The sequence below is a fragment of the Polaromonas sp. P1_F9 genome (genome assembly GCF_056405615.1).
The window spans coordinates 35969-51382 of record NZ_JBFUBT010000003.1 but is presented as its reverse complement, the minus strand read 5'-3'; the positions used below and the strand labels follow the sequence as shown (position 1 = coordinate 51382).

At 60.3% G+C, this 15414-nt stretch carries 14 protein-coding genes; 6 read left to right on the top strand and 8 right to left on the bottom strand.

Going from position 1 to position 15414, the window contains the following annotated elements; translation table 11 throughout:
• Positions 1–282: 282 nt before the first annotated feature.
• On the bottom strand, positions 283–1188 hold the full coding sequence (locus AC1DYR_RS09190) for a LysR substrate-binding domain-containing protein (protein ID WP_477693640.1): 906 nt from the start codon (positions 1186–1188) through the stop codon (positions 283–285).
• 251 nt (positions 1189–1439) lie between these two features.
• On the opposite strand from AC1DYR_RS09190, the gene AC1DYR_RS09185 reads away from it, so the two are divergent.
• On the top strand, positions 1440–2090 hold the full coding sequence (locus tag AC1DYR_RS09185; protein WP_477704845.1) for an FMN-dependent NADH-azoreductase: 651 nt from the start codon (positions 1440–1442) through the stop codon (positions 2088–2090).
• 256 nt (positions 2091–2346) lie between these two features.
• Positions 2347–3222, top strand: coding sequence for a TauD/TfdA dioxygenase family protein (locus AC1DYR_RS09180; protein WP_477704844.1), 876 nt, complete (start codon positions 2347–2349; stop codon positions 3220–3222).
• Positions 3223–3607: 385 nt separating this feature from the next.
• Here the strand turns inward: AC1DYR_RS09180 and sbcB are convergent, their stop codons facing one another.
• The 5 genes from sbcB to icd all read right to left on the bottom strand — a co-directional run bounded on the left by sbcB (position 3608) and on the right by icd (position 10885).
• A complete protein-coding gene (gene sbcB / locus AC1DYR_RS09175) occupies positions 3608–5077 on the bottom strand; it encodes an exodeoxyribonuclease I (RefSeq protein ID WP_477704843.1) in 1470 nt (489 codons plus the stop codon).
• Between the two features lie 20 nt (positions 5078–5097).
• Positions 5098–6555: a cardiolipin synthase gene (cls, locus tag AC1DYR_RS09170; RefSeq protein ID WP_477704842.1), complete on the bottom strand. Its 1458-nt coding sequence runs from the start codon at positions 6553–6555 to the stop codon at positions 5098–5100.
• Positions 6556–6679: 124 nt separating this feature from the next.
• Positions 6680–9016: an ATP-dependent Clp protease ATP-binding subunit ClpA gene (clpA, locus tag AC1DYR_RS09165; RefSeq protein ID WP_457280766.1), complete on the bottom strand. Its 2337-nt coding sequence runs from the start codon at positions 9014–9016 to the stop codon at positions 6680–6682.
• 69 nt (positions 9017–9085) lie between these two features.
• On the bottom strand, positions 9086–9463 hold the full coding sequence (clpS, locus tag AC1DYR_RS09160) for an ATP-dependent Clp protease adapter ClpS (RefSeq protein WP_457280765.1): 378 nt from the start codon (positions 9461–9463) through the stop codon (positions 9086–9088).
• Positions 9464–9625: 162 nt separating this feature from the next.
• Positions 9626–10885 (bottom strand): NADP-dependent isocitrate dehydrogenase, encoded by a 1260-nt coding sequence (gene icd, locus AC1DYR_RS09155; RefSeq protein WP_457280764.1) that lies wholly within the window; start codon positions 10883–10885, stop codon positions 9626–9628.
• 199 nt (positions 10886–11084) lie between these two features.
• Between icd and AC1DYR_RS09150 the strand changes: the two genes are divergently transcribed.
• A complete protein-coding gene (locus tag AC1DYR_RS09150; protein WP_477704841.1) occupies positions 11085–11378 on the top strand; it encodes a hypothetical protein in 294 nt (97 codons plus the stop codon).
• A 94-nt stretch (positions 11379–11472) separates the two neighbouring features.
• Entirely contained in the window at positions 11473–11967 is a 495-nt protein-coding gene (locus AC1DYR_RS09145; protein WP_477704840.1) for a DUF192 domain-containing protein, read from the top strand.
• A 65-nt stretch (positions 11968–12032) separates the two neighbouring features.
• On the opposite strand, the gene AC1DYR_RS09140 is transcribed toward AC1DYR_RS09145, so the two are convergent.
• Entirely contained in the window at positions 12033–12614 is a 582-nt protein-coding gene (locus AC1DYR_RS09140; protein WP_477704839.1) for a Fe-Mn family superoxide dismutase, read from the bottom strand.
• 54 nt (positions 12615–12668) lie between these two features.
• Positions 12669–13988 (bottom strand): exodeoxyribonuclease VII large subunit, encoded by a 1320-nt coding sequence (gene xseA, locus AC1DYR_RS09135; protein ID WP_477704838.1) that lies wholly within the window; start codon positions 13986–13988, stop codon positions 12669–12671.
• Between the two features lie 343 nt (positions 13989–14331).
• On the opposite strand from xseA, the gene AC1DYR_RS09130 reads away from it, so the two are divergent.
• Both AC1DYR_RS09130 and AC1DYR_RS09125 read left to right on the top strand, forming a co-directional pair.
• A complete protein-coding gene (locus tag AC1DYR_RS09130; protein ID WP_477705215.1) occupies positions 14332–14970 on the top strand; it encodes a MotA/TolQ/ExbB proton channel family protein in 639 nt (212 codons plus the stop codon).
• The gene (locus AC1DYR_RS09125; RefSeq protein WP_457280760.1) at positions 14967–15395 is read left to right on the top strand and encodes an ExbD/TolR family protein; all 429 of its coding nucleotides are present in this window, start codon (positions 14967–14969) and stop codon (positions 15393–15395) included. The genes AC1DYR_RS09130 and AC1DYR_RS09125 overlap by 4 nt, the downstream gene beginning before the upstream one ends.
• Positions 15396–15414: the final 19 nt, after the last annotated feature.

Genomic DNA, 15414 nt, shown 5'->3' with positions numbered 1-15414 from the left:
CGTCGGTGGCGATACCCGGCGTGTCCAGGCGCTATTATTTTTGTAGCTGCTTGCGAAGGTTCCTATTGGCCCGCAACCATATTTCTCATGAAAAATGGGCTCTCACGGACCTGTTTGCGGCCTCAAACTGTCGCGCAGGCTCCCAACAACCTGTTTTTTCTCTGTTTTGACGAATTTTTAGCATCAAAACCGCCTCCAACCCAATCAGAACCTGCGCGAGCAGCTATTAAATCGATAGCAATTCGATTCGCACGCATGGTCGGTACACGCCAGGCCAGGCCATCAAACCAGTTCTTCACCCCGCATCCGCTCCCCCAGGAAGTCCAGAAAACTCCGGACCGCCGGAATCTGCCCACGCCGTGAAGTGAACACCGCATGCGCCACACCGGGGCGAAGCGCCCAGCCCGGCAGCACGGGCACCAGCAATTGGGCCTGCTGCTCTACCGCGCTCAGGGATTCGGGCAAAAAACTCATGCCGGTGCCGGCCAGCACGGCCAGCTTCAGGGTTTGCAGGTCGTCGGCCACATAGCGCGGCTGGTGCTGCAGCACAAACTCTTTTCCGTCGGGGCCCATCAGCGTCCAAGACGCCCGGCCGTCCACCCAGGACATGGCGACGGTGTCGAGCTTGTGCAGGTCTTCCGGCTTTTCTGGCGTGCCCTGGCGCCTCAGCAAGTCCGGGCTGGCCAGCAGGCGCCCGGAGCCGGCGCCCAGGTTTTTCACGATCAGGCTGCCGCTGTCTTCCAGCGTGGGCCGCACGCGCAGGGCAATGTCGATGCCCTCTTCCACCAGGTCAATCACCCGGTTGGTCACGCGCATGTCGACTTTCACGTGGGGGTGAAGCGCCATGTAGCGCGGCACCAGATAGCCCACCGTGCTTTGTGCCAGCGTCACCGGGCAGGTGATGCGCAGCGTGCCGCGCGGCTCGACCTGCATTTGCGCCACGGCTTCCGATGCAGCCAGCGCCTCGTCGCGCATGGCGCTGCAGTGGCGCAGGTAAATCTCTCCGACCTCGGTCAGTGAAAGCTTGCGGGTGGTGCGCTGCAAGAGGCGCGCGCCCAGCCGCGCCTCCAGCTCGGCCACGCGGCGCGACAGCCGCGACTTGGGCAGCCCCAGCGCCCGACCAGCCGCGGCAAAGCCGCCCCGCTCCACCACTTCGGCGAAGTACAGCATGTCATTGAGGTCTTGCATGGGAAAAGTCCTTTCGTCGCCTTTCACCGCCTTTACTCGCCTTGCGCCACGTGCGAAGGCGCCGGATAGAGGCATTTTGTGATTTTGCGGTGTTTATTGTCTCATCAGTAGAACGATAAGTCGCATTATTGCCAACTTATCAAACACTCGACTCACCCGCACAATCTATCCCATGGCTGCGGTTCAAGGTGAACACGGCCTGAAAACCGGTTTATCCCACCCGATCAATCACTTCACTCAAGGAATTCACCATGACCAAGCTTCTTCACATCGACTCCAGCATCCTCGGCGGCAATTCGGTTTCCCGCCAGCTCACGGCCCAGATCGTGGCCTCATGGCGCGCCGCCAACCCCGGCACCGAAGTCAGCTACCTCGACCTGGCAGCCGACACACCTTCCCACCTTTCCGCCGAATCACTCGGTTTCCGCATGCCTGCCGGCGCTGCCCTGAGCGACGTGCAAAAGCGCGAAAACGCCGTGTCTGAAGCGCTGGTGACGCAGTTCCTGGCTGCCGACGTGATCGTTGTCGGTGCACCGCTCTACAACTTCGCGATTCCCACCCAGCTCAAGGCCTGGATCGACCGCGTTGCGCAAGTCGGCCGCACCTTCAAGTACACCGACAAGGGCCCCGTGGGCCTGGCCGGCGGCAAGACAGTGATCGTGGCGTCCGCCCGCGGCGGCGTCTATTCGACCAGCGACGCGATGACAGCCCTGGAACACCAGGAGAGCTACCTGAAGGTGGTGTTCGGCTTCTTCGGCATAACCGACGTGCGTTTTGTGCGCGCCGAAGGCCTTGCCATGGGCGAAGCCGCGAAAGCCGCAGCACTGGAAGCCGCGCAGATTGAAATCGTGACCCACACACAAAAGCCTGCCAACCAGGAAAAAGCCGCACTGGCTGCCTGAGTTACTGCTTCCCGGCACTGATGCCGGAACACTGCACAGAAAAAAGCCCGCAACTGCGGGCTTTTTTTTGTTTCCGCCAGCGGGGTGGCGAGGCCGGGCAGACTTTAAAGTAATTAACAAACGACAATCAGGTAGTTCGCTTTGAACAGCGACGCCTCTACATTTATTAGGTGACCGGCGCAGCCGGACGCAGCTGAGAAAGGTGAAGATGACAGCGACTTTGGCTTCGAACGACCGTGCAAGCGCAGCAGCAACCATGCAGCACGCCCCCCACACCCCTTCTTCCATCGAGATCCGGCCTTTTGACGCCCCGCTGGGCGCCGAGGTGCTGGGCATGGATTTGTCGACGCCGCTCAGCACGGCTGACTTCAGCCGCATCCACCGCGCCCACCTGGATCACCACGTGCTGGTCTTTCGTGACCAGCGCATCACACCGCAGCAACACGTTGATTTCAGCCGCCGCTTCGGCCCCTTGCAAATCCATGTGCTGAAAAACTTCCAGCTGCAAAACCACCCTGAAATCCTGATCGTTTCGAACATCAAGGAAAACGGCGAGCCCATCGGCCTGGGCGACGCCGGCCATTTCTGGCACTCTGACCTGTCCTACAAAGACAAACCCAGCCTGGGCTCATTGCTGCACGCGCAGGAGCTACCCTCCGAAGGCGGCGACACCCTCTTCGCCAACCAGCACACCGCCTGGGACACCCTGCCCGACGCGCTGAAGACAGCCGTCCAGGGCCTGCGCGCCGAACACACCTACCTCGCCAAATACGAAGAACTGCGCAGCCGCAACCCCTGGCGGCCCAAGCTCACACAAGAGCAGGTTGAAGAGGTCAAGCCAGTGGTTCACCCGGTGGTGCGCACTCATCCTGAAAACGGACGCAAGGCGCTTTTTGTCAGCGAGCATTTCACCACCCGCATCCTGGGCATACCAGAGGACGAAAGCACCGCCCTGCTCAGCGAACTGTTCGAACACACCTCACGCCCCGAACTCATCTACCGCCACGAATGGCAGCCGCACGACATGGTGTTCTGGGACAACCGCTCAGTCACCCACCTGGCGGCAGGCACCCCCGACCACCTGCGCCGCAAGCTTTACCGCACCACCATCGAAGGCGACGCCCCGTTTTAAGCGGAGGCCAGCGCCCGGTATTCGGGCTTCTGTCTTCGGCTGTCCGGTATTCCTCGACCCCACCCCTTCTGTATGTGCCGAGGAGCGCAGGTTCAGGCGGATCAGGGATCGCGATTGTCTGAGCCGAAGGCGAGTTCGAGCGAGACCCGCCTGGACCGAGCACCGCAGGTTGCCCGCAGCGCAGCGTAGGGACGCAGACAGCAGGGTCGCCTTTTGGTATTCGCGTAACTTCGCTTCGCGAAGTGAGCGAATTCCCACTACGTGACTTTTGGTGACTTTCTTTTGGCGAAGCAAAAGAAAGTTACTTGCCGCCGGGCAACCCCCCGGCCAGCTACCTTCAGCAAAAAGCGCCTAGGCCGGGACAAGCCTGACCTGCAAAAGCCACCTACGACATCTCAGGCGCAATCATCTCCGCATACTCATAAAGCGCCTCAAGCACCGCCTGCCCCTTCTCATCCGCCGTCTCCGCCAACACATCAATCTCGGCAAACAACGCATCCACATTCCGCGCCCCGCCCTCACCCTCCAGCAGGCGCGCGGCGCGATGCGCCTCCCAGCGTTCGGCGTCTTCGGGCGACAGGGTTTCGGCAAAGTTGCGCGCCCGGTAGCGAAACACCAATTCCCCGAGGCGCTCGTCGTCAAAGCCGATGCGGGCATGGGCCAGCTCGGCGGGAGACAAGGCGCGCAGCTGGTTCAGGCGGCGGCGGTCGGTGTTGTTGATAAAACCGCCGTACAGGTCTTCATCGACATCCGGCGTGGGCTCTTTGGGCCGCTGGAAGACTTCGGGCCAGACGGCGCTCATGTCGGGCAGGCCGGCCGCTTTTTCGGCGTTGGCCAGCGCAGCGGGAATGTCTACATTCCATTTGGCCGCCATCTCCGGCGACAGCGTGGCGAGCTTGCGCACGACCATGGGTGATTTGTTCAAGTGAATCGATTTGATGGGCAGGCGCAGCACGCCTTCGGGCAGCTCGGCCGATTTGCTGAAGAGGCGTTGCCGCAGCGTGGCAACGTCGAGCAAAGGCAACTCACTCGGGTCTTGCGACAAGTCCCAGGCCAGCAATTCGTTCTTGTTTGTCGGATGCGTTGCCAGCGGCCACATGACGGCCAGGCAGCCGCGCTCTGGCGGGAACATGCCCGAGACGTGCAAAAACGGCTGGGCGGTTTGCGGGCTGGTGGGCAAGCCCAGCTCTGCAGCCACGCGGTCTTTTTTGTGCAGGCCCAGGCAAAAGTCAAAGAGCTTGGGTTGCGCCTTGCGGATCAGGCGGGCCAGCGCGATGGTGGCGCGCACGTCAGACAGGGCGTCGTGCGCCGACTCGTGCAGCAGGCCGTTGGCGCGCGCCAGGTCTTCGAGCTTGAAGCTGGGGCGAACGGCGCTGGCGTCGTCCGGCCTGCGCTCATCGGGCTTGAGGGGCCAGATGATGCCCTCGGGCCGCAGCGCATAGGCCATGCGCACGACATCGAGTAAATCCCAGCGGCCGCAGTCGTTTTGCCATTCGCGCGCATACGGGTCAATGAGGTTGCGCCAGAACATATAGCGCGTGACTTCGTCGTCGAAGCGGATGGTGTTGTAGCCCACGCCGATCGTGCCGGGCTCGGCCAGCACGGCTTCGATTCGGGCAGCGAATTCGTGCTCGGCCACGCCGCGCTCCAGGCACAACTGGGGCGTGATTCCGGTAAGCAGGCAGGACTCTGGATTGGGCAGGTAGTCGTTGGCGGGCTTGCAATAAATCATCAGCGGCTCGCCGATTTCATTGAGCTCTGCGTCGGTGCGAATGCCGGCGAACTGCGCGGGCCGGTCACGGCGCGGGTTGATGCCGAAAGTTTCGTAGTCGTGCCAGAGGAAGGTGTGGGGCATGAAGAACTCGAAGTAGATAATTAGAGCAAGGGTGAAAACAGCCGCGCCGTGGCATCGAGCAGGCGCATCAAAAATTTCTGGGGGCGATGTGCGCGCACGGGCGCGGCGCTGAGCAGGTCGGTTTCAAACTGCGCAGCGAGCGGCCCTGCCAGCGCGGGGCCGTAGACCACGGCCATCACTTCGAAGTTGAGGCGAAAGCTGCGGTTGTCGAAATTGGCGGTGCCGACCATGGCACAGCTGTCGTCGACGACCAGTGTTTTGGAGTGCAGCATGCGGGCCTTGTACTCCCAGACCTTGACGCCGGCGGCGATCAGTTCGTCGAAGTAGGAGCGCGCGGCGGCGCTGACGATAAAGCTGTCGCTGCGGCGCGGCACCAGCAGGCGCACATCGACGCCGCGCAGCGCGGCGCTGGTCAGCGCCATCAGCGCGGGCTCTCCAGGTACAAAGTAAGGCGTGGTCAGCCAGGCGCGCTGGGTGGAGGCATTGATGGCGGCCAGGTGCATGCGGTGAATCGGCTCCAGCATGTTGTCGGGCCCGCTGGTCACCACCTGCACCGGAATGTCACCGGCTTCTTCGTCGGGCACCAGGAGGGGCAGCAGGTGCGGAAGGGTCCCGTCCGTGTCGGCTATCGATTCGCCGGTGGCGTAGGTCCAGTCTTCCAGGAAGGTGGTCTGCAGCCATCGCACCGCGCTGCCTTCAATGCGCAGGTGCACATCATGGTAGGCATCGGCGCGGGTGCGCCGGTCTTCTTCGTCGGTGATGTTGACGCCGCCCGTGAAGCCGACGCGGCCGTCACAGACGACGATCTTGCGGTGGGTGCGGTAGTTGGTCACCGGGCGCAGGCGGCGGCCTATGCGGGTGTCGTGAAAGAACGCAACCTCGACGCCGGCAGCCTCCAGTGGCGCCAGAAACCGGCTCCCAAGCCGCTTGGAGCCGAGCGCATCGACCAGCAGGCGCACTTTGACGCCCTGCTTCGCCCTTTCAGCCAGCAGGTCGCGCAGGGCGGTGCCGATCCGGTCGGGCTCAAAAATATAGTACTCAAGGTGCACATGATCGCGGGCGCTGCGGATCGCGTCGAAAATGCTGTCGAACGCCTGGGCGCCGCCTGAAAGCAGCTGAACGGCGGTGGCGCTGGATACCGGCAGGCCGCAGGCGGCGGTGCCCATGGCGGTCATCTGCCGCAGGGCCGGAGGTGCTCTTTCTGCCACGCCCTGCAACTGGGCCAGATCGGCATCGCCGCGCGCACCGGCGCGGCTGCGCAGCCGCTTCAGGCGCTGCTTTTTGAGGCGCTGGGGACCGAGAAAGTAGTAAATCACGAAGCCGGCAAACGGCAGCAAGGCCAGCGAGAGGATCCAGCTCATGGTGGAGACCGGCGCACGCTTTTGCATCACGATCCAGACCGACAGCACGGCAATGTAGGCACTCCAGGCCAGGGAGAGGCCGGTTTTCCATTCTGAGCTGAGTTCGGGAAGGGTCAAGGCGGGGTGTCTGTGGGGTTTGGGCGCGGGCGAAATGAAAAAAGCCGATAGCGTGATGCTAGCGGCCTTTTTTGGGTGCGCGGAAACTATCCGCGCCGCTGGATCGGTTCGATCAGCGAATGGGTCAGTTGGTCTCTGCCGCTTCGGCTTCCGGCTTGGCTTTGCCTTCCTTCTTCGGCAGCGGCTGGATGTCGAGCTGGACTTCTCCGGTCTCAACGCCCTTCTCGTCCGTCGTGACCTTCATGTCAACGGTCAGGCGACCACCGTCGGTCAGCCGGCCAAACAGCAGCTCGTCGGCCAGCGCACGACGGATCGTGTCCTGGATCAGGCGCTGCATCGGGCGCGCACCCATCAGCGGATCAAAGCCCTTCTTGCCGAGGTACTTGCGCAGCGTGTCGGTAAAGGTGACTTCCACCTTCTTCTCGGCAAGTTGCGTTTCGAGCTGCAGCAGGAACTTGTCGACCACGCGCAGGATGACGGTTTCGTCCAGCGCCTTGAAGCTCACTGTTGCATCGAGGCGGTTGCGGAACTCGGGCGTGAACAGGCGCTTGATGTCGGCCATCTCGTCGCCGGACTCGCGCGGGTTGGTAAAGCCAATGGTCGCCTTGTTCATCGTCTCGGCACCGGCGTTGGTGGTCATGACGATGATGACATTGCGGAAATCGGCCTTGCGCCCGTTGTTGTCCGTCAGCGTGCCGTGGTCCATGACCTGCAACAACACGTTGAAGATGTCCGGGTGCGCCTTTTCGATCTCGTCAAGCAGCAGCACGGCGTGCGGCTTCTTGGTGATGGCTTCGGTCAGCAGGCCACCCTGGTCAAAACCGACATAACCCGGAGGCGCGCCAATCAGGCGGCTCACGGCATGGCGCTCCATGTACTCCGACATGTCGAAGCGGATGAGCTCAATGCCCATGATGTAGGCCAGCTGTTTGGCTGCCTCCGTCTTGCCGACGCCGGTGGGGCCGGAGAACAGGAAGGAGCCGATCGGCTTGTCGTCCTTGCCCAGGCCGGAGCGCGCCATCTTGACGGCGGAGGCCAGCACTTCGAGGGCCTTGTCCTGGCCGAAGACCACGCTCTTCAAATCGCGTTCGAGCGTCTGCAGCTTGCCGCGGTCGTCGTTGGAGACATTGGCGGGCGGGATGCGGGCGATCTTGGCCACGATCTCTTCGACTTCGGCCTTGGTGATGATCTTCTTGCGTTTGGACGCGGGCAGGATGCGCTGGGCGGCGCCGGCTTCATCGATCACGTCAATGGCCTTGTCGGGCAGGTGGCGGTCGTTGATGTACTTGGCGCTGAGCTCGGCGGCAGCCTGCAGGGCAGCCACGGCGTACTTGACGCTGTGGTGCTCTTCAAAGCGCGACTTCAGACCCTTGAGGATGTCGACCGTTTCCTGCACGGTCGGCTCGACCACATCGACCTTCTGGAACCGGCGCGACAGGGCCGCATCTTTTTCGAAGATACCGCGGTATTCGGTGAAGGTGGTCGCGCCGATGCACTTGAGCTGGCCGCTGGACAGCGCCGGCTTGAGCAGGTTGGACGCATCCAGCGTGCCGCCCGAGGCCGCACCGGCACCGATCAGGGTGTGGATTTCGTCGATGAACAGGATGCCGTTGGGCTTGTCCTTCAGTGCCTTGAGCACGCCCTTCAGGCGTTGCTCAAAATCACCGCGGTACTTGGTGCCGGCCAGCAATGCGCCCATATCGAGCGAGTACACATTGGCTTCGGCCAGGATCTCGGGTACGTCTTTTTGCGTGATGCGCCAGGCCAGGCCCTCGGCAATCGCGGTTTTACCCACACCGGCCTCACCGACCAGCAGCGGGTTGTTCTTGCGGCGGCGGCAGAGAATCTGGATAACGCGCTCGACTTCATACTGACGGCCGATCAGCGGGTCGATCTTGCCGTCCTTGGCGAGCTGGTTCAGGTTAACGGTGAATTGTTCAAGCGGTGAGGCTTTTTCATTCTTCTCGCCACCCTCTTCGTTTTCGGCGGCGCTTTCGCCGGCTTTGGCTGGTTCGGGCGGGTCGCTCTTCTTGATGCCGTGCGCGATGAAATTCACCACGTCAAGGCGCGTCACGCCCTGCTGGTGGAGGTAATACACGGCGTGTGAATCCTTTTCACCAAAAATGGCAACCAGCACATTGGCGCCGGTGACTTCCTTCTTGCCGTTGCCGGTGGACTGCACGTGCATGATGGCGCGCTGGATCACGCGCTGGAAGCCCAGCGTGGGCTGCGTGTCGACATCGTCAGTACCGGCGACCTGCGGGGTGTTGTCCTTGATGAAATTGGCCAACGACTTGCGCAAGTCGTCCACATTGGCTGAGCAGGCGCGCAATACCTCGGCTGCACTGGGGTTGTCCAGCAAGGCAAGCAAGAGATGCTCAACGGTGATGAACTCGTGGCGCTGCTGACGCGCCTCGACAAACGCCATGTGCAAGCTGACTTCTAGTTCCTGGGCAATCATTGATCTTCCTTTCGGCTTGCTTGGGTTAACTCTACTGACTTATGAAGGGAATATTGGCCGGATTTACGATTATTCAATGGGCTCACTGACGCACTGCAGCGGATGGCCGTTTTTCCGGGCAGCTTCGGTAACCTGGTCCACCTTGGTCGCCGCTACGTCCCTGGAAAACACGCCGCAGACACCTTTGCCGTCCAGATGGATCTTCAGCATGATCTGCGTGGCGGTGTCATGGTCCTTGTTGAAAAACTCCTGGATCACCACCACCACGAACTCCATGGGGGTGTAATCGTCGTTGAGCAGGACCACCTGATACATCTGCGGGGGCTTGGTCTTTTGCGGCCGGCGCTCCAACACGACCGACTCTCCCCCATTGCCGTTATCGGGCTTGATAGCCGGGACTGGGGGCTGCACCGGAGAGTTGGGGGATTTGGGAGACTTGGTTGCCATGGAATTCATTCTAGCCACCGATGTAGTCCAGTGCGCCTGATAGGGAAATTGGTGGCGGGAACGCGACATTCAAGCGTGATTTTTTTCCTTTTCCGCGGCCAAGAAAAAAACCGCCGCGGGATTGCTCCCGGGCGGTTCTCGGAAAAACCGGCTGCGCCAGCTTTACATGTGGTCGATCATGACCTGGCCAAAGCCGGAGCAGCTGACCTGGGTAGCGCCTTCCATGAGGCGGGCGAAGTCATAAGTGACCTTCTTGGAGTCGATGGATTTTTCCATCGAGCTGATGATCAGGTCGGCAGCCTTGGTCCAGCCCATGTGGCGCAGCATCATTTCGGCCGAGAGGATTTCGGAACCGGGGTTCACGTAGTCCTTGCCGGCGTACTTGGGCGCAGTGCCGTGGGTGGCTTCAAACATGGCGACGGTGTCGCTCAGGTTGGCGCCCGGGGCGATGCCGATGCCGCCAACCTGAGCAGCCAGCGCGTCGGACACGTAGTCGCCGTTCAGGTTCAAAGTGGCGATCACGCTGTATTCAGCGGGGCGCAGCAGGATCTGCTGCAGGAACGCGTCGGCGATGCTGTCCTTGACGGTGATTTCCTTGCCGGTCTTGGGGTTCTTGAACTTCATCCATGGGCCGCCGTCGATTTCCACAGCGCCGAATTCCTTCTTGGCCAGGGCATAAGCCCAGTCACGGAAGCCGCCTTCGGTGAACTTCATGATGTTGCCCTTGTGCACAATGGTTACGCTGGGCTTGTCGTTGTCGATGGCGTACTGGATGGCCTTGCGCACCAGGCGCTCGGTGCCTTCGCTGGAAACCGGCTTGATACCGATGCCGGAGGTGTTCGGGAAACGGATCTTCTTGACGCCCATCTCGTCCTGCAGGAACTTGATGAGTTTTTTGGCCTTGTCGCTGCCGGATTCGAACTCGATGCCGGCGTAGATGTCCTCCGAGTTTTCGCGGAAGATGACCATGTGGGTCTTTTCAGGCTCTTTGACGGGCGAAGGAACGCCCTTGAAATACTGGATGGGGCGCAGGCAGACGTAAAGGTCCAGCTCCTGGCGCAGCGCCACGTTCAGGCTGCGGATGCCGCCGCCCACAGGGGTCGTCAGCGGGCCCTTGATCGACACGACGTAGTCACGAACAGCGTGCAGGGTTTCTTCTGGCAACCAGACGTCCGGGCCATAGACCTTGGTGGACTTCTCACCGGCAAACACTTCCATCCAATGGATTTTTTTCTTGCCGCCGTAGGCTTTGGCAACAGCAGCATCAACCACTTTCAGCATAACCGGCGTGATGTCTGCGCCGGTGCCGTCGCCTTCAATGAACGGAATGATGGGTTCGTCGGGTACGTTCAACGAGTTGTCGGCATTGACAGTGATTTTTTGGCCTTGGGAAGGCACCTTGATGTGCTGATACATGAACAAAAGTCTCCGGTAAGCGCAAGGCGTCCAAGGGCACGCCACGCAACAGTTAGGTAAAAACCCCTAAATTCTAGCCGTAAAACCGCACAGCAAAAGAATTTGGGGGCATCGTGTCAACGGCTTTGGAACCGGCCTCGTTACGGTAGGGCCTCCGAGAAGTTCGGGGTATTTTTTCCAATAACGTTATCAAAGGAAATTCCAAATGAACAAAATCCTCGCTGCTTTGATCGCTGGCCTCTTCGCTGCTGGTGCTTTCGCACAAGCTTCCGCTCCTGCGGCTACTCCAGCCAAGCCAGCTGTTGCCGCAACGCCAGCCGCTCCTGCTGCCAAAGCAGAAGCCAAGCCAGCCAAAATGACCAAAGAAGAAAAAGCTGCTGCCAAGGCCGCAAAGAAAGAAAAAGCTGCTGCTGACAAGAAAGCAAAAGCTGAAGCCGCTGCAGCCAAAAAAGCAGAAGCTGCTGCCGCCAAAAAAGCAAAAGCTGAAGCCAAGAAGTAATTCCTGGTGACTTCGGTCAAAATGCCCGCCGCGTGCGGGCATTTTTTATGCGCGTCGTTTATGCTGGCCGATCAACTTCATGCGTGGTGACTCTATGTTTTTCGAATCCGGTACTGTCTTTTTTCGTGGGGCGTTCAAGGGTCTCACCCAGATGCTGGCTGTTGCCGCCTTGTTTGTGCCCTTGGGTGCTTCGGCGCAGGACGGCCCCCAGATGAATTTACAGCGCGTCAAGCTGTCGGCCGGCATGCACCTGATTGATGCACAGGTGGCCCTCACACCGGAACAGCGGCAAATCGGCCTGATGTTCCGCAAGGAAATGCCGCAACAGGAAGGCATGATTTTTATCTTCGAGCAGCCAGCCCAGCAGTGCTTCTGGATGAAAAACACCTTGCTGCCGCTGACCGCCGCCTTTGTGGCGGATGACGGCACCATCGTGAACCTCGCCGACATGAAACCTCAAACCACAGACCCACACTGCTCTGCCCAACCCGTGCGCTTTGTCCTGGAAATGAACAAGGGCTGGTTTGCGCGAAAACGCATCAAGGCCGGCAGCAAACTGGGCGGCCCGATCTTCGAAGCGAAGCGCTGATTTCTCGCTTTTAAAACAAAAAAGCCGACTCATGTCGGCTTTTTTGTGAGCGAAGGCTTCTCGCCTCAGGCGAAGTTGGCCTCGGCAAAACTCCAGTTCACCAGATTGGAGAGGAAGGTCTCGACAAATTTCGGACGCAGGTTGCGGTAGTCGATGTAGTAGGCATGCTCCCAGACATCCACCGTCAGCAGGGCCTTGTCGGCAGTGGTGAGCGGGGTACCTGCCGGGCCGGTGTTGACAATATCAACCGTGCCGTCGGCTTTTTTGACAAGCCACGTCCAGCCGGAGCCGAAATTGCCAACGGCCGACTTGACGAAAGCTTCTTTGAACGCAGCGTAAGAGCCAAACTTGGCATTGATGGCTGCAGCCAGCGCGCCGCCAGGCTCGCCGCCGCCGGCAGGCTTCATGCAGTTCCAGAAGAAGGTGTGGTTCCAGATCTGGGCAGCATTGTTGTACACACCACCACTGGATTTCTTGACGATCTCTTCGAGCGTCATGGCTTCAAACTCAGTGCCCTTTTGCAGGTTGTTGAGGTTCACCACGTAAGCATTGTGGTGCTTGCCATGGTGGTATTCAAAGGCTTCCTGGCTGTAATGCGGCGCCAGGGCGTCGATCGGGTACGGTAGCGGGGGGAGTTTGTGTTCCATGATTTTTTCCTCGTGGTGATGAATAAACTGCTTTTAACGATGTCATTGTAAAAACTAAATCAGTCTGCGCGCAGAAACCGTCAAATCGACCTCGCCGTCGGCAAGGGTAGCGCGTACGGGTTGTCCCACATGGGTCTTTTCGCGGCTTGTAATGGGTTGCCCCTGGAGGTCGGCAAGCCAGGCATAGCCGCGCTTCAGAACCAGTTTGGGGTCCAGCAATTCAAGCCGTAACTGTGCGCGCTCAATGCGTTGCCTGCCGCGCTGCAGGCTGCCTTCCACCTCGCGCGGGAAGTCGCTGCCCCAGGCCTGTAGCTTTTGCCGTTCGTGCTGCAGTGCCGAACGCGCCGCATGGCTCAGGCTCTGGCCGAGCCCGGCCAGGCGGGCATGCTGCCTGGTAACCAGATGCGACGGCCGGCTGATCCGCGAAGCCGCCCAGTCCAGGCGCTGGTTGTGCGACTCCAGCTGCCGGTCTACGCCGTTTTGTAACCGCGACAGAGTCAGATCCAGCGCACCCAGCCAGACAGCCTGAGGCTGCGCGCAGAGTTCTGCCGCAGCGGTCGGCGTGGGCGCACGCACGTCAGCGCAAAAATCGGCGATTGTGAAATCGGTTTCATGCCCTACCCCGCTAATCACTGACATGGGCGACTCCACCAGGGTTCGGGCGAGCTGCTCATCATTAAAAGCCCACAGGTCTTCCATGGCGCCGCCACCACGAACCAGCAGCAAGACATCCACGCGGTCCTGGGATCGCCGCTGATAGGCTTTGAGCAAAGCAGCGCGCAATTCGCCGGCGGCCTGGCTACCCTGCACGCTGGCAGGATAAATAACCACGGGAATGTGCGGTACACGGCGCTGCAAAGCACTCATGACATCATGCAAGGCGGCGGCACCCAGCGAAGTCACCACACCAATGGCGCGGGGCAGCAAAGGCAAAGGCCTTTTACGGCCTGGGTCGAAAAGGCCCTCAGCTTCAAGCCTGGCCTTGAGCAGCAGGAACTGCTCAAAAAGATTGCCCTGGCCCGCCTGGCGCATGGATTCCACCACCAGCTGCAACTCACCGCGCGGCTCATAAATACCCAGCCGTCCCCGCAACTCCACCAATTGGCCGTCGCGCGGGGAAAAGTCCAGCATCGTGGCAGCGCGACGAAACATGGCGCAGCGAACCTGCCCCTGTTCATCTTTGAGGGAAAAATAGCAGTGGCCGCTGGCTGCCCGTGAAAACCCGCTGATCTCACCCTGCACCGCGACGGGGTTAAATCGGGCTTCAAGGCTGTCTGAAATAGCCCTCAGCAAAGACCCGACGGGCCATACCCGAATGCCCGCGTCGCGCGCTCCCGCTTGTGGCTTCTCCGAAGGAGTCGAGGCATCAAACACGCCTAAACCCCCTTGGCAATCCGGGTGTAATACTCCACAGAGAGCCGCCCCTCAAGGCTCAAACCCTGGGTTTCCCGCGGATATCGAGATAAATTCGTGTAACTCATTGATTTTGAATAACTTAATTCTGCTCAAAATTTCATCGTTCTGTCACATGCACGATTTGACGCGGCTTGCAGGCCGCTGCGCCACCACTTGCTAACAAAGTTATCCACAGCTTCTGTGGGCTACGTCTGACACCGATGACGTTGTTGCGAACATTTAACAGATCAGGCTCGGCTGCAACGAGATGGCAGTTTCTGTAAGCCATAATCCACCACAACTTACTGCCTGGAGATGTGCATTGTTTTCGATCATACAAGCCGCAGGTTGGCCGATTTGGCCCCTGGTTGCCTGCTCTGTCTTGGCCCTTGCTCTGGTTATCGAGCGTTTTACCAGCCTAAAAACCCGAAAAGTCGCCCCCGCCAAGCTGCTTGACGAAGCCATCACCGTCTCCCGCGCCTCCGTCCCCTCCCCCGATGTCGTGGCGCAGCTTGAACAAAATTCGCTGCTCGGCGAAGTTCTTGCCAGCGGTTTTCGCGCGCTGAATACCAATCCACGGATCAGCGAAGATGACCTGCGTTCCACGCTGGAAGGCGCCGGACGCAAGGCGGCCCACAAGCTGGAGCGGTATCTGGCAGCCCTGGCCACCATCGCCTCTGCCGCCCCCCTGCTCGGCCTGCTGGGCACAGTCATAGGCATGATCGAGATTTTCGGCTCCCAGGCAGGTGGTGGAAGTGTGAGCAATGCCGCCGGCGGAAACCCCGCCCAGTTGGCACAAGGCATTTCGATTGCGCTCTACAACACGGCTTTCGGCCTGATGGTGGCCATTCCCTCGCTGATTTTCTGGCGCTATTTCCGGGCGCGCGTGGACGGATATCTGCTGACGATGGAGCTGGCGGCCGAGCGTTTTGTACGCCACCTCAATACCCTCAGAAAATGAACTTCCGACCCCATCCTCATGACGAGCCGGAGATCAACCTGATCCCCTTCATCGATGTGCTGCTCGTGGTGCTGATCTTCCTGATGCTGTCCACCACCTACAGCAAGTTCACCGAACTTCAGGTCAAGCTGCCGATCGCCAACGCCGAACAGCAGCGCGACTATCCCAAGGAAGTCATCGTTGCCGTGAGCAGCGACGGCCGCTACATGGTCAACAAGACTCTGGTGGAAGGCCGTGGCATCGAAGTGCTGGGAGCCGCGCTGGCCGAAGCAGCGAAAGCCGGCAAGGAAAGCGTCATCATCATCAGCGCTGATGCAAACGCCACACATCAAGCCGTCATCACCGTCATGGAGGCCGCACGCCGCCAGGGGCTGACGCAAATCACATTTGCAACGCAAAGCGCCGCAACGGCCGGGGCCAGATAGGCCAGGGCCGGTTGCCCAT